Source organism: Ensifer sp. GW821-FHT05G01 (assembly GCF_059419585.1).
This window is the reverse complement of sequence record NZ_JBWKSC010000004.1, coordinates 459619-479334: the sequence shown is the minus strand read 5'-3', so window position 1 is coordinate 479334 and position 19716 is coordinate 459619. Positions and strand designations below refer to the sequence as shown.

At 61.6% G+C, this 19716-nt stretch carries 31 protein-coding genes; 18 read left to right on the top strand and 13 right to left on the bottom strand.

Annotated features, from left to right (window positions below):
- Nucleotides 1-7: 7 nt before the first annotated feature.
- The 13 genes from AC07UR_RS13585 to AC07UR_RS13525 all read right to left on the bottom strand — a co-directional run bounded on the left by AC07UR_RS13585 (nt 8) and on the right by AC07UR_RS13525 (nt 5935).
- On the bottom strand, nt 8-247 hold the full coding sequence (locus tag AC07UR_RS13585) for a helix-turn-helix transcriptional regulator (protein WP_494700287.1): 240 nt from the start codon (nt 245-247) through the stop codon (nt 8-10).
- Nucleotides 244-657 (bottom strand): DUF4326 domain-containing protein, encoded by a 414-nt coding sequence (locus tag AC07UR_RS13580; protein WP_494700286.1) that lies wholly within the window; start codon nt 655-657, stop codon nt 244-246. Before AC07UR_RS13580 ends, AC07UR_RS13585 begins: the two co-directional genes overlap by 4 nt.
- A complete protein-coding gene (locus AC07UR_RS13575) occupies nt 654-1103 on the bottom strand; it encodes an ASCH domain-containing protein (protein ID WP_494700285.1) in 450 nt (149 codons plus the stop codon). Before AC07UR_RS13575 ends, AC07UR_RS13580 begins: the two co-directional genes overlap by 4 nt.
- Entirely contained in the window at nt 1096-1269 is a 174-nt protein-coding gene (locus AC07UR_RS13570) for a hypothetical protein (protein ID WP_494700284.1), read from the bottom strand. The genes AC07UR_RS13575 and AC07UR_RS13570 overlap by 8 nt, the downstream gene beginning before the upstream one ends.
- Entirely contained in the window at nt 1269-1598 is a 330-nt protein-coding gene (locus AC07UR_RS13565; protein WP_494700283.1) for a hypothetical protein, read from the bottom strand. The genes AC07UR_RS13570 and AC07UR_RS13565 overlap by 1 nt, the downstream gene beginning before the upstream one ends.
- Nucleotides 1599-1606: 8 nt before the next feature.
- Nucleotides 1607-1774 carry a hypothetical protein gene (locus AC07UR_RS13560; RefSeq protein WP_494700282.1) on the bottom strand — a complete coding sequence of 56 codons (168 nt, stop codon included), beginning with the start codon at nt 1772-1774 and terminating at the stop codon, nt 1607-1609.
- Nucleotides 1767-2636, bottom strand: coding sequence for a hypothetical protein (locus tag AC07UR_RS13555; RefSeq protein WP_494700281.1), 870 nt, complete (start codon nt 2634-2636; stop codon nt 1767-1769). The genes AC07UR_RS13560 and AC07UR_RS13555 overlap by 8 nt, the downstream gene beginning before the upstream one ends.
- Nucleotides 2633-2971: a hypothetical protein gene (locus tag AC07UR_RS13550; protein WP_494700280.1), complete on the bottom strand. Its 339-nt coding sequence runs from the start codon at nt 2969-2971 to the stop codon at nt 2633-2635. Before AC07UR_RS13550 ends, AC07UR_RS13555 begins: the two co-directional genes overlap by 4 nt.
- Nucleotides 2972-3050: 79 nt before the next feature.
- Nucleotides 3051-3962: a DUF2303 family protein gene (locus AC07UR_RS13545; protein WP_494700279.1), complete on the bottom strand. Its 912-nt coding sequence runs from the start codon at nt 3960-3962 to the stop codon at nt 3051-3053.
- Nucleotides 3963-3998: 36 nt separating this feature from the next.
- The gene (locus tag AC07UR_RS13540; protein WP_084814451.1) at nt 3999-4352 is read right to left on the bottom strand and encodes a YfdP family phage-associated protein; all 354 of its coding nucleotides are present in this window, start codon (nt 4350-4352) and stop codon (nt 3999-4001) included.
- A 16-nt stretch (nt 4353-4368) separates the two neighbouring features.
- Nucleotides 4369-4518 (bottom strand): hypothetical protein, encoded by a 150-nt coding sequence (locus tag AC07UR_RS13535; protein ID WP_494700278.1) that lies wholly within the window; start codon nt 4516-4518, stop codon nt 4369-4371.
- 43 nt (nt 4519-4561) lie between these two features.
- Nucleotides 4562-4783 (bottom strand): hypothetical protein, encoded by a 222-nt coding sequence (locus tag AC07UR_RS13530; protein ID WP_494700277.1) that lies wholly within the window; start codon nt 4781-4783, stop codon nt 4562-4564.
- 453 nt (nt 4784-5236) lie between these two features.
- Nucleotides 5237-5935 (bottom strand): XRE family transcriptional regulator, encoded by a 699-nt coding sequence (locus AC07UR_RS13525; RefSeq protein WP_494700276.1) that lies wholly within the window; start codon nt 5933-5935, stop codon nt 5237-5239.
- Between AC07UR_RS13525 and AC07UR_RS13520 the strand changes: the two genes are divergently transcribed.
- The 18 genes from AC07UR_RS13520 (at nt 5862) to AC07UR_RS13435 (ending at nt 19649) form a co-directional block, all read left to right on the top strand.
- On the top strand, nt 5862-6236 hold the full coding sequence (locus tag AC07UR_RS13520) for a transcriptional regulator (RefSeq protein ID WP_494700275.1): 375 nt from the start codon (nt 5862-5864) through the stop codon (nt 6234-6236). The genes AC07UR_RS13525 and AC07UR_RS13520 overlap by 74 nt on opposite strands.
- Nucleotides 6237-6446: 210 nt before the next feature.
- Complete coding sequence (locus AC07UR_RS13515; protein WP_494700274.1) at nt 6447-6929, top strand: phage regulatory CII family protein; 483 nt, start codon at nt 6447-6449, stop codon at nt 6927-6929.
- Nucleotides 6930-6931: 2 nt separating this feature from the next.
- Entirely contained in the window at nt 6932-7162 is a 231-nt protein-coding gene (locus tag AC07UR_RS13510) for a hypothetical protein (protein ID WP_494700273.1), read from the top strand.
- Nucleotides 7162-8535, top strand: coding sequence for an SAM-dependent methyltransferase (locus AC07UR_RS13505; protein WP_494700272.1), 1374 nt, complete (start codon nt 7162-7164; stop codon nt 8533-8535). Before AC07UR_RS13510 ends, AC07UR_RS13505 begins: the two co-directional genes overlap by 1 nt.
- On the top strand, nt 8532-9269 hold the full coding sequence (locus tag AC07UR_RS13500) for a DNA-methyltransferase (protein WP_494700271.1): 738 nt from the start codon (nt 8532-8534) through the stop codon (nt 9267-9269). The genes AC07UR_RS13505 and AC07UR_RS13500 overlap by 4 nt, the downstream gene beginning before the upstream one ends.
- 2 nt (nt 9270-9271) lie before the next feature.
- Nucleotides 9272-9811, top strand: coding sequence for a hypothetical protein (locus tag AC07UR_RS13495; RefSeq protein WP_494700270.1), 540 nt, complete (start codon nt 9272-9274; stop codon nt 9809-9811).
- The gene (locus tag AC07UR_RS13490; protein WP_494700269.1) at nt 9808-10482 is read left to right on the top strand and encodes a hypothetical protein; all 675 of its coding nucleotides are present in this window, start codon (nt 9808-9810) and stop codon (nt 10480-10482) included. Before AC07UR_RS13495 ends, AC07UR_RS13490 begins: the two co-directional genes overlap by 4 nt.
- A complete protein-coding gene (locus AC07UR_RS13485) occupies nt 10479-10952 on the top strand; it encodes a hypothetical protein (RefSeq protein ID WP_494700268.1) in 474 nt (157 codons plus the stop codon). Before AC07UR_RS13490 ends, AC07UR_RS13485 begins: the two co-directional genes overlap by 4 nt.
- Complete coding sequence (locus tag AC07UR_RS13480; protein WP_494700267.1) at nt 10945-11250, top strand: hypothetical protein; 306 nt, start codon at nt 10945-10947, stop codon at nt 11248-11250. The genes AC07UR_RS13485 and AC07UR_RS13480 overlap by 8 nt, the downstream gene beginning before the upstream one ends.
- A complete protein-coding gene (locus AC07UR_RS13475; protein ID WP_494700266.1) occupies nt 11247-11894 on the top strand; it encodes a hypothetical protein in 648 nt (215 codons plus the stop codon). Before AC07UR_RS13480 ends, AC07UR_RS13475 begins: the two co-directional genes overlap by 4 nt.
- Nucleotides 11891-13138, top strand: a complete 1248-nt coding sequence (locus AC07UR_RS13470) for a helix-turn-helix domain-containing protein (RefSeq protein ID WP_494700265.1) — start codon at nt 11891-11893, stop codon at nt 13136-13138. The genes AC07UR_RS13475 and AC07UR_RS13470 overlap by 4 nt, the downstream gene beginning before the upstream one ends.
- Entirely contained in the window at nt 13122-13781 is a 660-nt protein-coding gene (locus AC07UR_RS13465; protein WP_494700264.1) for a transcription termination/antitermination NusG family protein, read from the top strand. Before AC07UR_RS13470 ends, AC07UR_RS13465 begins: the two co-directional genes overlap by 17 nt.
- Nucleotides 13782-13983: 202 nt before the next feature.
- A complete protein-coding gene (locus AC07UR_RS13460; RefSeq protein WP_494700263.1) occupies nt 13984-14520 on the top strand; it encodes a hypothetical protein in 537 nt (178 codons plus the stop codon).
- A 135-nt stretch (nt 14521-14655) separates the two neighbouring features.
- The gene (locus tag AC07UR_RS13455) at nt 14656-15285 is read left to right on the top strand and encodes a winged helix-turn-helix domain-containing protein (RefSeq protein ID WP_494700262.1); all 630 of its coding nucleotides are present in this window, start codon (nt 14656-14658) and stop codon (nt 15283-15285) included.
- Nucleotides 15285-17318, top strand: coding sequence for a phage terminase large subunit family protein (locus AC07UR_RS13450; RefSeq protein ID WP_494700261.1), 2034 nt, complete (start codon nt 15285-15287; stop codon nt 17316-17318). The genes AC07UR_RS13455 and AC07UR_RS13450 overlap by 1 nt, the downstream gene beginning before the upstream one ends.
- A gap of 9 nt (nt 17319-17327) precedes the next feature.
- Nucleotides 17328-17537 carry a phage head-tail joining protein gene (locus AC07UR_RS13445; RefSeq protein WP_494700260.1) on the top strand — a complete coding sequence of 70 codons (210 nt, stop codon included), beginning with the start codon at nt 17328-17330 and terminating at the stop codon, nt 17535-17537.
- Nucleotides 17537-19009, top strand: coding sequence for a phage portal protein (locus AC07UR_RS13440; protein WP_494700259.1), 1473 nt, complete (start codon nt 17537-17539; stop codon nt 19007-19009). The genes AC07UR_RS13445 and AC07UR_RS13440 overlap by 1 nt, the downstream gene beginning before the upstream one ends.
- Nucleotides 19010-19019: 10 nt before the next feature.
- The gene (locus AC07UR_RS13435; protein ID WP_494700258.1) at nt 19020-19649 is read left to right on the top strand and encodes an HK97 family phage prohead protease; all 630 of its coding nucleotides are present in this window, start codon (nt 19020-19022) and stop codon (nt 19647-19649) included.
- The last annotated feature ends 67 nt before the right edge of the window (nt 19650-19716 follow it).

The following is a 19716-nucleotide window of genomic DNA, read 5'->3' as shown; positions in this document are numbered from 1 at the left end:
TATGCGCCTATGCTCGTCCTGACAACAAGTCGTCGATGCGGTTGCCGCCTTCCTCGGGCAGCGCAGAAAACGCCACGTCGAGCGCGATGCGATCCCAGACGACACGACCGCCGATCCGCTTCGGGCGTGGCATCAGCCTATCCGCAACCATCTCGTCGAATTTCGTCTCTCCGACACCGACATAACGTGCCGCTTCCGGCCGGCTGAGACCGCGTGGCGGATAAGCGATTTGGTCTTGATGCTTCATCTGCCGATCTCCTCGCATGCGGGTTTGCGGGTGGTGGTGTTGGCGATTTCGAGCAGGATGTCGGCATGGCAGGGGGCGCCGGGCTTGCACCAGCAGGCGAGGTTTTTGCCCTTCAGGTCACGACGTATCTCCGCCGGTGTTGGCGGTTTGCCCATCTCAGCTATCTTGCCGCCTATCCAAGCGTCAAAGCAGCGGACGGCATGCTGCTGCCACGAACCCTCGATCGGTTTCCGGCCCATCTCTCTCCATAACGACTGCAGATCTATGAAGTCCTGTTCGGTGACGGGATTGCCGTATTTGGACGGGCGCGAGACGATGGCTGCCAACAAGCCGTTGGTTTCGAGGCTATGGCGCTGCAGGTTAAAACCCTTTGCTCTGGAGAGCTGAAGGCGGACGGGCTCAACGATCATCGGCGCGGGCCTTTCAAGTTCTGCCGCCAATCGAACATACCGAGGGCGCCATTGACCGGAATAAACTCGACGGGGCGAGGGTTGGCGAGCAGAAAGCCATAGGCGCCGGAGTCTTCGCCGAAGAACCAAGGGCTTTTGGACTGGCTGACGCAATCGACGATATCGACCACGCCGACAATGCCGCCGCGCGGCAACTCCTCCAACCTCGGCAACGCAAGGCCGGCCGGAAATCCCGGAAATGGCTGCGTCTCGCTGATCTCGTGCACCGTGGCGAGACAATCTTCGAACTCGGCCTTGGTCAGGCCCTTGGCTGCATGCAGCGCGATCGGTCCACGGAAGCGGGTGCGCCAGGTGCGGTTCTCGATATCCTTGCCGGCGTGAAGGATGCACCATGCCCACGGTTGACGGATCGAGAGGGCAAACTGAGGGATGCTGGGGTCAACCATTGGCCTTCTCCCTGATGATCTTGATTTTGCGGATCGCTCCGTCGGTGACGTTGCGGCGCTCGATTGCGACCTTGCGGGCATCGGCAACGCAGGGCGCTTCGATGTCCAGCGGCGGAAGATCCGGGTCGTGGAAGTGGATGCGGAAGGGGTGCAGCGGCGCGGTCATCACATGAACCTCACGCCGGTCACGGGGAAGGCGCGGCGCTGGTCTGCGGTCGCGACGAGATAAAACGCTTCGGGGTCGCCTACCTCGACCTCGTCGACCGGGCGGAGCCAGAACTGTGTGAGAACGGCGCCGCCGGCCTCGTCGATGATCTCTCGTGCATCGGCGGCGAATGCCGGCGACAGATCGTTGAAGGCTTTGACGATCGCCTCCTCGGCGTCGCCGGCAAGCGTGAAGGGGTTCACGTGTCCGCGAACGAAGGCGGCGAAGGGTTCGCCCTGGTCGGTTACAAGCGCCTGCCAGGCGTGCTGGATGGCGATAGATTCAAGCATGGCTGCGCTCATTTCCTGGCATCCTTCACAAGGTTGATCTTTTTGACGAAGCCGCCGGGGTTGGCGACGCGGGCTTTCTGCTCGGCCAGCAGCGAATTACCGGCCGTGAGAACGATGGTCTTTCCGCCGTGAAAGAAGACGCGGAACAGGGGCAGAGTGGCGCTCGCCTCAGACATCGGTCGGAGCCTCCGACTTCGAAGCGCGGAGTGGCTCGACGAGGGCAGCCAGCTCAACATCAAATTTATCCGCGTTGCGGTACGGAACGACGGTCAGGTGTGTTCCGCCATGCTTCTCCAGCAGCTCACGGGCAGTGTTGATGTAAAGCTGGTGCGGTAGACCGAGCCAAACTGGGAGGTGGCCAGCCGGGTTGGCGAAAACCACTATCATATCGCAGCCGAACGGCATCATCGGCGCGATGTACCTGCCAAAGTCGCTGTCTCGAAGCTGAAAGCGGGCTTTCAATAACAGGGATAGTGCCGGGTCCATGGATACGGGGGCGTCGAGAAACTCCCGCACCTTGTCGACCAGCATGTGAAGCTCGTAGCGATCGAACAACATCATTTCCGGCGCATCTTCGGGCGAGGTGCGGTCGGGCAGTTCGCAGCACCACGTTTCCAGCTCAGCCAGGAACTGCTGCCAAGCTGCCCACTCCACCTCCTGCCGTCCGTTCTTGTCGGGGGAGGAGGCGGAAGCCTTTCCAGCCTGGTAGGCTCGCACAACAGCCTTCAGTCCGTATTCGAGCGACCCGTTGTCTCGACGGGTGGCGCAAAGGTTCTCTTCCACCCACGCGATCGCCTCGTTGTCGGCCGGGTCGAGCAATTCCAGTGCCTTGACCTTCCCGTCTCCTGCAACGGGGAGCGTTGCCGAGATTGCGCGAACGATGTCCGAGGCGCGGACGTTCCCGATTATCCTTGCGTCTCCTACCCACGACTGAGCGCAGCCGAGGACGGCAAGAAGGACAGTCCTAACGTCCGCGTCGTCGGTGTTCGACATGGCTGCACGGTCGGCCTCGATTGCTTCCATGGTGATCTCGTTCATGTCCGCTTCTCCAGCGCCGCCCGGTGCATGGAGATGGCCGCAACGGAAAAGGGGCGAACGTCGGCGCCGCCGTCTTTTCTCGAGCGCCAGCGATAGATGACGGTCTTGCCCGTGAGGAACTCGATACGGCCTTCGTTGCGGTTGCGCAGCCAGCGCGGCCGACGGACCTCCAGGAACACGGTCGCGCGGCGCTCCGTCGTGTTGAAGGCTGCCGCGATCTCCGCCGTGGTACTACCGGCAAGCACCATGCGGCGGATGCGGTCAATGTCTGTCGGCGTCAGGTTTGCCGGGAATGTGCTCGTGCGTTCGGGCACGGCAATGCTGCTTGCGGACATGGCTCTATCCTCAATCGGTCAGGTTCAATTGTGAGAAAGGGGTGAGGGCGGCCGGAGCCGCCCTATTGCCGTCGGCTAATCAGCCGGCGGACATCTCGGGCGCGCCCTCGAACTTCGGCAGGCCGGTTTCATCAGCGGACTTGATCAAGTCAGAGCGCACCTGGTCGGTGATGTAGCGATCGGGTCGGTAAAGCTCGCAAATCCACGTCAGGGAGCCGGCGACCAAACGGTAGCGCAGGCGCACCGGAATGCGCGTAGGCTCACCCATGAAGAACGGCGAGATCTGAAGCACAAACACGCCCGGAACCATCAGCGGCTCGCCGCTGGCGTTCTTGTGATCCTCCTCGAACATGATCTGGGTTTCGCCGGTCTGCAGCTTCACCGCCTGCTTCACGCGCGTCTCGGCGTTGATCTGCAGGCCACGCGACAACATGACGATATCGTTGGGGAAGCCGACCTTGGCGCCGAACATGCGCTCGAAGTCGGTACTTTCGTCGTGATGAGGCGATGACAGATCCGCAATGTGGTCTTCGATGAACTCAGCGAATGCCGTTTGGTCCATCTTCTTGCCGTTGATGGCAAGCCATGCCTTCCATTCCTCGGACAGCGGGAACTGGTAGTGGATGCGGTGCTTGCCGTTATCCGGGCCGTTGGCGTCGTGGTAATCGATCACTGCCGTCAGCGCCGGCTTCTGCCAATCGGTCTGCGCGAAGATGACGCTGTTTTCCTGCTTATGGCGCAGGATCAGTTCGATGAACGATTCGAGCGTCTCGGCGCGGGCGGTGCCCACCTTGCGCTCCGGGCGGGTACGCCACGGCGCCAGCTGATCATAGAGGCTGATCACCCGACCGCTTTCGGGATGGGCGAGCGCCGGGATCGCGGACGGCAGGCCGTTGATCTTCTCCGGCAGGGTTATGGAGATGACCTTCATCTCCGACTGCTTGGCGAGCTTGGCGACGGCTTCGACCGCGCCTTTATCCAGTTGTTCCACGGTGTTTCCTTTCGTGGCGTTCGAGGTTGGGGAGGCTTACTGGCTCTGGCGCGTCGGCTCTTCGGAAGAGACGGCGCGCGGCGTGAACATGTCGTGCTGGCGCGGATGCTCGGTCGACAGGGCGCCGTCCTCGACGACCCAGAAAACGGAGTTCTTGCGCGGGCGCTTCGGCGTGACGGAGGAGAAGTCGGCGGCGATGGTCGCCATGCCGTCCTTCACGGTGAAGCTGAGTTTCAGGGTGGTGGAGCCCTTGAACGTTGCACCTTGGCTGCCTTCCGACATGTCATAGAGCTTGTTGAGGGTTTCGCTGACCTCGCCCGACAGGGCAGGGTTGAGCTGGCCGTTTTCCAGCAGTCCGATGATCTGGCTGAAATCGCGGATCTTCTTCATGAGATTTCCTTTCGGGTCAGGCCGAGATGCGCCAGAGGGCGAACAGGGCGACGGTGAGGAGGGTGCAGGCGATGCCGCAGGCCACGCCGCGAAGGAAGTCGCTCGCGTGGTCGGCGTGCTCGATCTCGCAGCGACGCTGATCGAGGTGTTCGTCGGGAAGGACCATGTGCGGGCGCGTTCCCGCGAGGCGTGGTTGCGACTGCATGAGGTTAGGCCGCGCGACGGGCGGGAATGCGGGTGCGGATGCTGCTCGACCCGAGCGCAGTAGCGTGCTCACGGGCACGATCGCCGTACCGGTCGATGTGCTCATTGGAAAAGCCGTCGGATTTCAGCTGCTCTCGAGTGCAGCCGTCGCCGTGACGGCGCATACTGTCGGCCATCGCGATAATGATCTGAGTGGGGGTCGCGTCGTCGAAGCGGTTTTTGTGCATTGTCGCTCTCCAGGGTGAGTAGAAGCCTTGGCGACGATGCATTTGTTTGTGCTTCCGTCGCCGAACAGTGCGAAAGAAAGCACGCCTTTAACAGGTTTGCAAGCAGCACTTTAAAAATTGAAGCGTGCAAAATCGATTCGACAAGCGCGAAGAAAGAATCAATATTCGGAACGAACTGAGAACAAAGGAGGTTGGGGATGCTGCCAACGGGCGAGCCCACACTAGGACAAGTTGCGTCGATCTCGATCGAGTGCGCCGATTGCGGCCATTCGCGTTGGCGCAAGCCGCAGCAACTGTATGGCCGAGGGATTGGTCCCGCGACCTCGGTCACTCAACTGGGCACGCGCCTGAGGTGCGCGCCGTGCGGAGAGCAGGGGCTGCCTGGTAAAACGATCTCAGTTCAGGTGATGTTTAGCTGTGAGGCGGATCGCGCCAAGGCAGATGCTTGGCGCGTTAATAGCCGAGCAATTCGCGCAACGGGATGACGCGCCACATGTTCTTCACGCGATAGGCGTCAAAATTCAGTTCCGTCCGGGGATTGTATTGCAAGCAGGTCAGTTCCGCAGCCGTTCGCTTGGTTAGGCGCTTCACGTAGGCCTTGCCGGCAGATTGCTCGTCATCCGGATACATTTCGATCACGATGTCGTCGCCTGGCACAGCGTGGCGCCCGCCGCAGTAGATTAGGTCTCCGGGCTCGTACCTGGGGATCATGCTGTCGCTCAGAACGTGAAGCGCGAACACGTTTCGCACGTTCATGATGCCCGGCGGGCGGCGAACATATCCCGACACTTCGCCATTTAGTGTGAAGTCGCCGTCGTCTCCTCCAACGGCTACCCCAAGAATCTCCACATCAAGTGGGCCGGTGGGCGGCGGGCCGGGTTCGCTGATAATCTCCACATCAGCGAGTTCGTGCGGGCCTACGTCGTGATAGGCGAGGTCGCCCCGACTCAATGCTACGGGGTCAACGCCGAGCAAGCGTGCGACGGCCTGCAGGTTTTCCATCGAAAGCACATTGGCGCCGCGCTCCCAGTTGCCAACGGCACCGGTGCTCACGCCGGCTGCCTCTGCAACTTCTCGCATGACAAAGCCGCGCTGCTTGCGCGCAGTCCGGATTGCTTTACCAATTTTTGCGGCGAGATCATTTTCGTTCATACCGCCATTGAAAGAGGAACTTTCATTCGGCGTCCATTTAAGTGTAGCTTGCAAATTATTTAAAGCTGTGCTTTTTTCTCGCGTCATGACGAACACATCAAACTCCCTGGCTTTGGATCGTGCAAAAGAGGTGGCGGGTGGGCCGTCGGCGCTTGGCCGGCTGCTGAACCTTTCACCTCAAGCTATTTCGCAATGGAAAGAGGCGCCGCCCAACAGGGTGTTGGCGATCGAACGAGTTACCGGCGTGTCTCGTCATGAACTGCGGCCCGACGTGTTTGGGCCGCCGGACGTTGCAGCATGACGGCTTCCCCGCAAGTGCCCTCCCTCCTCTCCATGGGCCTTGCCACCTGGCAGGGGCGCGCCACTGACCTGCGCGTCCCTGCCTCTGTTTTTGCATCTGCGTACCCATGTGGGCCTCCTTGATCTGATGCCCAATTCGTAGCGGCTCGGCCGCGCGGTTTCAGTGAATCCTTTCCCGTTTTTGTTTCCTTGCTTTCAGTGGGGTGTTTTCGTGCGCCTGATTTCCGAACAACAGATCCTTGCCCTGAAGGGCGTAACGGATGCCTGCTACCGGCTCGGCGGTGGCGTTACTTCGTTCGCGATGCTGACGCGCGTCGCGGTCTCCAGCCTCGTCAAGTATGCCACGCTCGGCGAGCGTCGGCCGGACGGCACCTATGAGCATGGCCAGTCGATGATCCCGATCGACATCGCCGTTGAAGCGGACATGCGCGCCGGCTCGCCGATCATCCTTTCGGAAGCGGCGCACATGCTGGGCTTCGATCTTGTGCCCTCTGCAGGGCGGGAAGGGGTCAAACCTCTAACCGAACTGGATGCGCACCGCGTTCTCTCGCAGACAATGGATGTCTCCAAGGCGATCATCGATGCCGGGGCGGATGGCAAGTACGACGCGCTCGAAAGGCGGACAATCCACCGTGAGGCGCTCGAAGCGATCCGGGCTCTCGAACTGGTCGCCGCCGCGACGGCGGAGGGCTGACCATGGGCGCTCCGTTGACAATCACCCCTCTCAAGCCCGCCGAGCGGGCTTTTCTGCGTCGGCTTTCCGAAACTGACGGCGAGTTTCTGCTGGCCACCGGGCTGCGCGAAAAGCTTGCCGGCTGTGCGCTGGCGCAGATCGGTTATGCCCGCCGGCATTCCATCTACCCGCATCGCTTCGCCATTGCAGCGGCGGGCGAATACTACCTCGAGCGGTTGATGAGGGCTGACTGATGGACATGACCGCGATGCTCTCACCCGAACAAAAAGACATCCTCCGCGCCGTTGCAACCGGCGAGTACCGCGCGCCCGATGGCGGCGGCAAACGCCGTATCCAGCGGCTACATCAGCACGGGCTCGTGCGGCGGCATGACACCGATATGATGCTGTGCTTTCCGACCGATGCCGGCATGACGCTGGCGCGCGATCTCGGCTTGCTCGACGCGGCGTCGCTTGAGCCCGCATTGCCGGCGGCTACGCTGGCGGTTGAGTTCGGCCTTGTTGAGGCTCCGAAGCCGGCGAAGGTGCCGGAGATCGTCACGATGCTGGAGACGGCGGCGCGGCTCTTCGACGAAGGCGACATCCAGCGCGCACGCGTGATTGCCGATGGCGCCTATGATCTCTCGCAGGCTGAGGCGCGGTTCGCCCAAAAGTATGCCGCGACGCGGGAACTGGTGCCGAAGTTCCGGCAGCTGCAGGGCGACGCGCTGCTGATGGAGACGCGCTGCAAAATCCAGCTCGCGAAGGCCTACGATGCAGCGCAAGAGGCCGGGCAGGCGGCGAAAAAGGGGCGTCCGAAAAATGTCGCAACTGACGACATTTTCAAACAGGCGGAAGCGGGACTAACCCGGCAGGAGATTCATGACGCGCGCAAGCTGGCGGCGGCGGAAGAAAAGATGCCGGGCATTGCCGAGCGGGCCATCGCCGCGCGTGTCGCCGCTGGCCTCGCGCCGACGCGGGCGAACCTGAAAAACGCGATCGGCACGAAGACGGCAACCAAGGAAGAGCGCGGCAACAATCTTTACGAGACCGCTGAGGAGGCGACGCGCGCCATACTTGCGCTGGAAGACTTCACGCCGACCGTGAATGAACCGTTCTGCGGACGCGGCGCAATCTGCCGCATTCTGGAGGAGGCCGGCTATGAGGTCGTGCTTTCCGATCTGGTCGATTATGGCACGGCGACAAAAGACGGTGAGGTGCAGGAGGTCGTCGACTTCCTCGAAACCACGGGGCCGGCCTTCGATATCGTCTCGAACCCGCCCTATGGCGACCAGATGAACGCCTGCATCGCGCACGCGCTGCGCGTTCACCGGCCGGCGAAGATGGCGCTACTGCTCAACCTCAATGTGCTGGCCGGTTTCGAGGATGATGACCGGAATTTCTTCATGGAGGAATGCCCGCCGGCTCGGATCTACGTGATGAAGCGCCGCGTGCCGATGATGCACCGCGACGGATGGGAGGGAAACAAGGCATCGAGTCAGATGAACACCATGTGGTGCGTCTGGGAGCTGCAGGAAGACGGCACCTATGGAGCCGAGACCGTCATCAGGCGGGTCGATTGGGCGAATTATCAGCCGGCGGACGCCTCGGAAGGCGAGGCGGAATGAGCGCGCCTTGGCAACGGAAAGAGGTGATCGGCGACTGCACGCTCTACCTCGGCGATTGCATGGAAGTCATGCCGGCAATCGGTCAGGTCGACGCCGTGATTACCGATCCGCCCTACGGAATCTCCATGGATCGGGGCGTGAGGGGCGGGGGCGTGGACGGCTTCGGCAAGGGCATCAAGCGCGCGCCGAAAGTTTATGCGGGCGAGTGGGATCGAAATCGGCCGGATGAAGCCCTTTTCCGGCGCATGCTCGCCGTCTCTGGCGTCCAGATAATCTGGGGTGGCAACTATTTCTCTGACCTCCTGCCCATGTCGCAAAAGTGGCTGTGGTGGGACAAGCTCCAGACGATGCCATCGTATAGCGATGGCGAGCTTGCATGGACGAGCCTGCCCGGATCTTCGACGAAAAAGTTTGTCTATAACGGCTCGGGCCTGATGGCGCGTGAAAAGGACCGCCGTCATCCGACCCAGAAGCCGGTCGAAGTCATGCGGTGGTGCCTGACCTTCCTCCGGGGGGGGGGCATCGTGCTCGATCCCTTTATGGGATCTGGAACCACTGGCGTAGCCTGTGCGATGGCTCGCCGCAGGTTCGTCGGGGTCGAGATCGATGCCGGCTACTTCGAGATCGCCTGCGATCGCATACGTCAAGCCTACGCTCAGCCGGATATGTTCGTCGCGCCTGCTCCAGCTCCGAAGGCAGAGCAGTCGGACTTTTCGTTCGGGGAGGATAGCTAGCGATGGCCGATTCTCCCGAAAGAGCGCGCGAAAAGGCGCAGCTGGCCAGATTCCGCGATATCGCCGACCGTCTCACGGGCGATGATTGGGAGCTGGATGTCAGCGGCACCGTTACGCGGATCATTGCGAAGCGCTCGACAGGCGAATCTGTCGGGCTCTGCGCCATGCATCAGGACGCGCTGACGCCTGAGCTTGAGCTGTTGTCGAGTAGCTTGGATCTACTGAGGCTGTTTCTGACGTTGCAGGATCGCGCGGCGCAGGCGGTGATCGATCTTCGCGGGCGGTTGGAGGGCCAAGCGCGGGCAAACCGGCCGTTGAGCCAGGTCGCGGCGACACTCTGCGGCAAGCCGACGTTTCAGCGGTTTTTAGAGGTGCGCGGTGCGGGCGGGCAGGTTCGCTCGACGGCCGAAGCCGATACCCGTCTTAAGTTCCTGCTCAACATCCAATCGAAAAAGCAGCTCGACGACGACGCGTCCTGTGCGGCGCGGTTCCGGAAGTTGCGCGGTGATTATGACCTGTACGTGCGTGCGAGGTCGTCATGAGCGCGCGCACGTTCCCCATCGAACGGATCGGAGCCACCGACACCGGCAACGCAGCGCACGGATATCGCATCCGCTGCACCTGCGGCGCCGTCTGTTTCTACCCGCTCAAGCGTGGCGTGAAGCGCCGGACGCCCGAATCCATTCCGCAACATTTCCGCAGCTTCGGCTGGCAGGTCGGCACGACGGGCCGGAAGGACCGTTGCCCGGAATGCCTGAAGCGTGCGGCGCCAACCCCAGAGGAGACCGAGACGATGACTACGCCCCAGAAAGGGCCGGCGGTGAACGTGGTGCCGCTCAAGGCAGAACCGCCGCCGGAGATGAGCCGCGCCGACCGGCAGATCGTGTTTGCCAAGATATCCGACCACTACAGCGGCGAGGGCTATTGCTCCGGCTGGACCGACAAGCGGCTGGCGGAAGATCTGAATGTTCCGGCGGCATGGGTGCGCGAGGTGCGCGATCAGTTCTTTGGGCCCGAAGGCTCCAATCCGCTGCTCGACCAGTTCCTGAAGGCGCAGGCCGATTTCGACCGCGAATACCAGGCCGTGATGGAGGTGCGCAAAAGGCACCTCGACGACGGCAAATCGCTCCGCAATCGCCTCGACGATCTCGACGGCAAGGCACGTGACCTCGCCGGGCTCGCCAAGCGGGTGGAAAAGGAGATCGGCCGATGAAGTCGATCTTCCTTGCGAGGCTCATCAACCGCGTGCTTGAGGCGCGCCTGAAACGTGAGCCGGATTTCATCATCGGCGGGGCCGAGCGGCCCTATATGCTTCGTTGGTTCATCATCCCGCGCAACCGTTTCTTCAACGTCTATCACCATCACATCAAGCGTTCCGACGACGATCGGGCGCTGCACGACCATCCGTGGTGGTCGCTGTCGATCGTGCTCGACGGCTCCATGCTGGAGGTTCTGCCCGGCGATGTCCGCCGGCAGCTGCGCCAGGGCGACATCGTTCTGCGCAAGGCCTCCAGCGCGCACCGTCTGGAGATCCGCGACTATTGGTACTGCAAGACGCTGTTCATCACGGGCCCGCGCATTCGCGAGTGGGGCTTCCATTGCCCGAAAGGCTGGAAGCACTGGAAGGATTTCGTGGCGAAGGGCGACAATGGAGCGGTCGGGCCCGGGTGCGACGATGAATGAGCTTCGTCCAGAAATCGCCCGGCTCGCGAACGCGACCGATGACGCGGAGCGTGCGAGCGCCTTGCTCGAATGCCCGCTGTCCATGCTCATGACCTGCGAATCGACAATCCGCAATCGCCTGATGCACTCCGGTTTCCGCGAGGGGCTGGCCTATCTCGATGCCGAAATGGCGCAGCTTCGCAGTCCGCGGGCGATCGACGATGCCGGATTTCAGCACATGGCCGTCATCGTCGCACGCGGGCGCATGCACCGCATCGTCAGCGGTTTGCCGGCGGACGGGCAGGAGGGCCAGCCGTGAAGGTTCTCGTCGGCTGTGAAACCTCGGGCGTCGTTCGTCGCGCCTTCGCCTCCATGGGCCACGATGTGTGGTCCTGCGACCTCTTGCCGGCAGACGATGGAAGCAACCGCCATATCGTCTGTGATATTCGCGACCTGCTGGGCGACGGCTGGGACCTGCTTGCAGTCATGCACCCGCCTTGCACGCGCCTCTGCAACTCCGGCGTTCGTTGGCTGACGGCTCCGCCGAAGGGGCGGATGCTCGCGGAAATGTGGGCCGACCTCGACGCCGGGGCCGCCTTGTTCTCCGATTGCTGGAACGCGCCGATCGAGCGGGTGGCTGTCGAGAACCCGGTGATGCATAGGCATGAGAAAGAGCGCATCCGCAACTACCAGCCGCCGGCGCAGACTGTGCAGCCATGGTGGTTTGGCGATCGGGCTCTTAAGGCGACGTCACTCTATCTTCGCGGGCTTCCGAAGCTCGTCGAGACAGATCGTCTGACGCCGCCCGCGTCGGGCTCGGAAGAGCATAAGCGCTGGTCGCAAGTTCATCGGGCGTCGCCCGGTCCAGACCGTTGGAAATTCAGATCCGCCACCTATCCGGGCCTCGCGAGTGCGATGGCAGCGCAGTGGGGCGGATATGCAATGCAGGAGGCGGCAGAGTGAGCCAGGAGGCAACCATTCGCCGTGGCGTGCGCAATGCGCGATACGCGGCAATTCCGAACCATGTGTTTGAAGACGCGAGGCTTTCGATGGAGGCGCGGTGGCTGCTCGGCTACCTGCTTTCCAAGCCGGATAACTGGACCGTGCAAATCGGTGACATCATCAAGAAAGGCGGCTGCGGGCGCGACAAGGCCCGCAAGATGATCGCCGAGCTGGTCGAGTTTGGTTATGCCGAGCGCGAGGAACAGAACCGCGATGGCGGCAAGTTCGGTGCGTCGGCGCTGGTCATCTTCGACGAGCCCAGGGTGATGCCGCCAGAGGCAGTCGTCGAGAGTGTTGCATCTTTGCCGCAGACTGATTTGCCGTCGACGGCAAAACCGTCGACGGTTCTGCCGTCGCCGGTAAAATCGGCACATAGTAATAACTTAGATTCAGCAAAGACTGATTATAAGAATCTGAGAGAGGGCGTGCGCGAGGCGGAAGGGCAGGAAAGCCAGTCCGAAAGCTCGGCGGCGATCGACAAGGCCTTCTGGGCGCTGGTGAAGGATTGGCCGGGTTTCGCCGGCATGCCGAAAGAGCCTGCGCGCCGTGCTTGGCATCTGCTGACAGCCGACGAACGGCGCGAAGCCGCTGACCGCTTCCCGCGTTGGCTGGATCTTCTCAAGGCGCAGAAGAAATCCCACGTGCCGGCGCCATCGACATACTTCGGCGAAAAGCTCTGGCTGGCAGTGCCTTCGGCGGAAGAGGCGTCGAAGCCCGCGAATGTGCCGGCGCCGCCTTACGGCAAGCTCTGGAACTCCACCCGTATCGCCGATTTGCTCTTGCCGCCGACTGGCGTTGTCGCTGGTCCGACCGGCTTCGAGCAGGCTCAGATCAACGCAGGCAAAACCACTCTGGCCGATGTCATGGCCGAAAAGCGGATGCGCAGCGGTTGGCCGACAGTGAACCTCATGCATGAACGGGCGAGGGACCGGCAGGGCTGGCTATGCCCGCGTCTGCTCGACGAGGCGGCGCACGGCTTCGAGCAGGTGCACCGAGATTCCGAGCGCATGGAAGCATGGCGGCGCGAGCACAAGCGCCGTGGGTGGCCGTTCTTTGACGGTCGCTTGCCGGACTGGATCTACTTCCCGGCGATCACTGCCGATGAAGACCTCGACCGCGCCGTTGCCGAAGCGGTCGACCGATACCGCGAACAGATTTCCGACTATCTCGCAGCTAGGAGCAAGGGCGATGATCATGCAGCGTAATGTGACCGAAGGTGCTCCGATTGCGGTCTACTCTGGCGAACGGTTCGAGGAGCGTATGCGTCGAATCACCGATAGCCTGCTCGACGAGGGCGCGCTCGTGACCCTGAATTGCCGAATCAGCGGGGGCAGGGCGCCATGGTTTGCGCTTCGGGTTTGGACCGGTCGTGAAAAGGCAGTGGAAAATACGCTTGAAACGATGGGAGTGCGGTCGCTTGTGCCCATGCGAAAAGGGCCGGATCTCCGTCGTCGTCACCGCGTTATCGAGGGCACGATGATGCCTGTTATACATGGATATGTGCTCGTTCAGATGCTGCCGCAGGCGGAGTATCTCGCTGGTCTCCAGGGCATCGAGCATGCCATTGACGTGCTCGGTGGGTGTGAAAAACCGATGCGCATCAGTGATAAGGAAGTATCTCGATTCAACGCGATGGCGCTTGGTGGAACCTACGACTGGGAGCGTCCTGTTGACCTGGTCGTAACGGCTGGCGAGCCGGTATGGATAACGGCTGGCCCGTTCAACAATCAGAAGGCCATCGTGGTCACGCCGAACAGGAAAGGACGCGGTGACGTCGTCGTGGCTATCCGCTTCATGGGTGGTGAAGTGCCAGTGACGGTGCCTCTTGCATTGCTGCGGAAGTTGTGAGAGTCATTCGATCACTGGACTAGCTGATGATCCTGAAGTGAGCCTCTGAAAACGCCTAAACAGCGGGGAGCAATCCCGAGGTCGGTACGCCGGTCAGCCCCAGCCTTGACAGTCTCCCGAGCGAGACACCGATTCAGGGCAAGTGCTACAGCTATGAGAAGATGACAGGCGGCCGAAAGGTCGCCTTTTGTGTTCTAAGAGTATGACTGCTGAGCTGAGACTGGACACATCGGAAGTATTGGCGCTCTCCCGCGCCATTCGTCGACTGCCCGAGCAGATCAAGGTCAAGGCCATGGCGCGCGCAATGACGCGCATGCGGTCGATGGCGAGAACCCGGATAGTCAATCGCAGTGCCGAGCATACGGCTTTGCCGCGCAACATGGTCAACAAGCTGACGCGGGCCTATTACAACGCTGGTGGCAACTCGATCGAGGTTGTTCTGAATTCTGGGTGGATACCGCTCTATCGGCTGGGCGCAAGGCAAACGCGCAAGGGCGTTTCGGTGCGTGGTCGCGGATCTTACGAGCAAGCTTTTCTGGCTGGATTCAAGAGCGGTCACCGAGGCGTCATGCGAAGGGTCGGTGACAAGAGGTTGCCGATCCGTGAGTTGTTCGGTGCTAACCCTGCGCACGCGGTGACCAATAACCCGGACGTCTATCTCGAAGTGATGGCGGAACTGATAGCCGAGCAGCTCGCTCCTCGCTTTCTTCATGAGGTCGGTCGCCTCCTCCCTCGGTGACCCTACCCCCACCCCCCCTCTGGGTCCTTCCCCGCCACCCCCCGCCAAGCGGGCCGGGGCGACCCCGAAGTTTCGCTAGTGACGGCGGCAAAAAAGCTGACCTGACAACCCTGACAAAGGGGCTGACAACCTGACATGAGCGATCTCGTCCAGCAGATGGAAGCGATGCCGGAAGGCCATTGGATCAGCGTCTCCGAGCTGGCGAAGCTGAAGGGCATCAGCAGGCAGACCGCAAGCGAGAAGGTTGCGAAACTCGAAAGTGAAGGCCGGCTGTCGACCCGCAAGGATGGACGGCTGCGGATGGTCGAGCTTGCCACTTACGACCGCCTCGTCGGACAGGTCGGCGACGCAGCCCGCGAGATCGGCGCCGCCACAAAAAAGTCCGTCGACGAAACCGCAGTCAACGGCGGCGCGTTGCGCGACGCCCAGACCGAAAAGGCCAAATACGAGACCCGGCTGAAGGCGCTGGATTATGCGGAGCGCAGTGGACAGGTCGTGCCGATCAAGGGTGAGCACGGTATCGAGGCCGCGCTGATCAAAGTTTGCGATCGTGTCGTGCGCGATCTGGACATGCCGATGCAGTGGATCGACGAGCTGATGGAAGCGGCACGCAAGGGTGAGCCGCACCTTCGTCGGCTGATGCGAACCAAGATCGCGGAACAGCGGAAGAAAATTGCCGATCGCCTGCTTGCCATCGCCGGCGAGGCTGTGAAGGCCGAAGCGCAGGGCATCGACATCAACATTCATTTCGATGGTGACGACTGATGCATATCGCGCTGAAGCGCTCGGCAGTTGCGGTAATCGCTGCCACGCTGGCGGCTGCCATCATGCCGCCGGAGAAGGTCGACGCGGTCGAGTATGCCCGCAACAATGTGGTCGTGCCGGATGGACCGCGCAGCGGTGACACCTGGGATGACAGCCTGACGCCGCATATCCGCGAGCCGCTGCTCATGACCATGGTCGAGAGCGGGCACAACGAAATCGCGGTGCGGAAGTCGGCGCAGACCGGCTTCACAACGCTGCTGCTATGCTCTGCTTCCTACACGATCGCGCAGGATCCCTGCCGCATGATGATCGTGCAGCCGACGACGAACGCGCTTGCGGAATTCAACCGCGAGAAGCTGACCGTCATGCTGCAGCAGTCGAAGTCGCTCAAGAAGCTGGTGCGCGATCAGACCAGCCGTTCGGGCGAAGGGTCGACCGCGCTGGCGAAGCGGTTTCCGGGCGGATCGCTGAAACTGGCGATCGCCAATTCTGCGGCCGACCTTCGATCGTCGACGATCAAGAAAGCCTTCTGCGACGAGATCGACGAATACCCTGACGATCTCGACGGGCAGGGCGACCCGTTCGGCATGATCGAAGCGCGTCAGGAATCCTTCCTGGCCTCCGGCGATTGGTTCCGGGCCTATGTGTCCACGCCCACCGTCAAGGGCTCGTCGAAGATCGACGACAAGTTCATGGCCGGCGACCAGCGTTACTGGAACATGCCGTGCCCCGGCTGCGGCCAGCATTTCAAGTTTGAGTTCGATCGCCGGTACTTCAAGTTCAACGATGCCTTCCCGCACGACCCGTACTACGCCACACCGTGCTGCGGCTCGATCGTTCAGAGCCATGAAAAGGTTTCGCTCTATCGGAAAGGCAAGTGGATCGCCGAGGCCAGCCGGCCGGGCGCATATCCGTCCTACCATTTCGATGCGCTGACATCGCCATTCGTTCCGTGGGAGAAGATCGCGGAACGTTTCGTTGCCTGCAACGGCGATCCGCAAAAGCTCAAGACGTTCTTCAACCTGACGCTCGGCCTGCCTTTCGACATGAAGGGCGATGCGCCCGATCATGTCAGGCTGATGGAGCGGCGGGAAACCGGCCTGAAGCGCGGGCATATCCCAGCGCAGGGCATCGTGTTTGTCGGTACCGCCGACGTGCAGATGAACGGGATCTGGTATCTATTCAAGGCCTGGGGGCCGGATCGCCAGAGCTGGCGGGTCGATGCCGGTTACATCGAGGGCGCGACCGACGATCCCCATGGCGGTGCCTTCCTCAAACTTGAGGAGTTGCGCAGCAAGGAATGGCCGGACGCGTTCGGCCGCACCCGCAAGGTTGATGCCTTCGGCGTGGATACGGGTTACCGCAGCCACGTCGTCTATACCTGGTGCCGGGGCAAGGCCGGTGTGTTCGCACTCGACGGTCTCGACGGGTGGTCCCGCCCGCCGATCGGGCAGCCGAAGCCGATGGATATCAACCTCAACGGCAAGCGCATCCGCAACGGCGTGATGCTTTGGGGTGTCGGCACCTGGTCTATCAAGGGCGCCTTTTATGCGAACCTTCGGAAGGAAGGTCGAGCCGCCGGCAAGGATGCCGACCCGCCGGGATACTGCCATTTTGGCGACTGGATGGACGAGGTCTATTTCAAGCAGATCACGTCCGAATATCTTGGTACCGAAAAGTTCAAGGGCCGGTCGCGCCAGAAGTGGATTCCACGCGTCGGCTACGAAAACCACCTGCTTGACTGCGAAGTCTATGGCGAGGCGCTGGGTGACTATCTCGGCATCGCGCGCATGACGCCAGACGAATGGCAGCGGTTGATTGCCATGCGCGGCGTACCCGAACAGGTGTTTACGCAGGACCTGTTTGCGCCGGCTCCGCTCGTCGCGCAGGCCGCTTCCGCAGCAGCGGTTGCGCCGACACCTGTCGCTGAGAACGACGATCTCGATCAGGTCTCGGAGGGCGATAGTGCCGCCGTCTCGATGACCCGCACCCGTGACCCTGATGAGTTTGGGGATCGCGATTACGATTTTTGAGGTTAACCCGTGACCACGACCAGTTGGACTGCAGCAGATCTCGTCGCCATCGAGGCGGCGATTGCAACGGGTGCGAAGCGGGTGCGCTTCCAGACCCATGAAGTCGAGTACCACTCGATCAAGGAACTTCTGACCGCTCGCGATGCAATCCGTGATGCACTCAGCACGCCCGAAACCGGCAGCAACGTAATGTTTGCCCAGTACGATAGTGGCTATTGATGAACCTCCTCGACAAATTCGTTTCGGTCTTCAGCCCGGAAAGTGGTGTGCGTCGCGCAGCTGCCCGTACTGTTCTCGATCAGTATCAGGAACGGGACTACGCTGCTGCGCAGGCTGGCCGCCGCAATCGCTCATGGCGGGCGCGTGCGACCTCGGCGAATGTCGAGGTTGGCGGTGCGCTCTCTACGCTTCGCAACCGTGCCCGCGCCTTTGTCCGTGACAAGTGGACGGGCACGCGCATTCTGGACGTGCTCGCCTCGCACGTCGTCGGAACCGGTATCCTTGTCGTTGCCGATACTGGCAGCGACCGCGCAGACAACGCTTTCAATTCTGCCTTCGGGGAATGGCAGGAAATCTGCGATGTCGAAGGGGTGATGAATTTCGGCGCGCACCAGGCGCTCGCCGTGCGTTCCATGGTCGAGGGTGGCGATTGCGTTACCCGAAAGATCGACCTGACCATGAATGAAGCGGATGGGACCGTGCCGTTCCGCCTGCAGGGACTTGAGGGCGATAGCATCGATGCCTCGCGCGATCGTTTCGCTGGAAACAATGTGCGCCTTGGCGTCGAGTTGGGGGAGTGGAACCGACGCAAAGGCCTCTGGCTTTTCAGGGAACATCCCGGCGATTCTTACGCCTCTGCCGTTGAAGGCTCGGCGCTCGTCGACTGGGCTGACGTCTGCCATCTCTATCGTCACCTGCGTTTCGGACAGGTTCGCGGTATCAGCTGGTTTGCGCCGATCCTGCTGACGGCAAACGAGATCCAAGACCTGATGGAAGCGGCGATCGTGCAGGCTCGCACGCAGGCAAGTTTTGCCGGCTTCATCAAGCGCCAGCCCGGCGGCATGAATGTCCTTGCTTCGAGCAATGACGAAAAAGGGCAGAAGATCACAAAGATTGAGCCCGGCATGATTGCCGACATCGGCGAGGCAGATATCACATTTGCCAATCCATCATCACAGTCTGCCTTTGCCGAGACCTATATCGCCGGGATGCAGGCCATGGCAGCCGGCGCCGGCCTCACCTACGACCAGCTGACCGGCGATTTACGTCAGGCGAACTACTCAAGTCTTCGGGCTGGCAAGATCGAGTTCCGTCGGCTCGTCGAGCAGATCCAGTGGCACATCATCGGGCCGCGCTTGTGCATGCCGGTCGCGCGTCGCTTTGCCGATCGGGCGGTTCTGGCTGGACGGATTCCTCGTCGGAAGGACGGCTACAGGTGCCGACTGGTTATGCCGGCGGTCGAGCCCATCGACCCGAAGAAGGATCTCGAAGCGGATATTCTGGCTGTGCGCTCGGGGCGGATGTCACCGCAGGACTTCGTATCAGCATGGGGCAACGACTGGCGGACTGTGGTTGCTGACTTCAAGTCGTTCTTCGCCTTCGCCGATCAAAACGGGATCGTGCTCGATATTGATCCGCGGCGACCACAGAACGGGCAGGCGCCCCGTAACGAACAGCCGCCGCAAGAGTGAGGCTACCATCATGAGCAATGTTATTCAGCTCCCGAAGCTCATTCGGGATGCGGAAGTGCGTTCCGCTTCGTTCGACGAGGCGGCCAACACGGTCGATGTCGTCTGGACAACCGGGGCAACCTTCCGTCGTGTTTCCTGGATTGAAGGCGAGTTCGACGAGGAGTTGGTTGTCAACTCGAAGAGCGTCCGGCTCGGTCGTCTGAATAGCGGCGCGCCATTTCTCGACACGCACTCCAAGTACAGCCTTGACGATGTGATTGGCTCGGTTGTCCGTGGATCCGCAAAGATCGAGAACGGCGTCGGCGTTGCGAAGGTGCTCCTTTCCAAGGCGGCTGGCGCTGCGGATCGGGTTGCCAAGATCGTCGAAGGCGTCGTGTCGAACATCTCGGTCGGCTACCGCATTCACGCGGTCGAAAAGAAAGAGCGGGCCGGCCAGATCCCGATCCATCGGGTTATCGATTGGGAGCCGTGGGAAATCTCTGCTGTCCCTATCCCTGCTGACGCAGGCGCGCAGGTTCGCGCTGGCGGTGATACTTCCGAAACCTTTGCCTGCCGCGTCATCGGTGACGCGGCTGATGCGAGCGAGATTGTGCGCATCCGTATGCGCATGGCTGCGGCTCAAAACCGATTGGCGCGCTAGCGATCCCGCACCGCCATCTGCCCCATCTTCGGCCGTCAGGGGCGCGGCTTCATGAATAAGGATATTA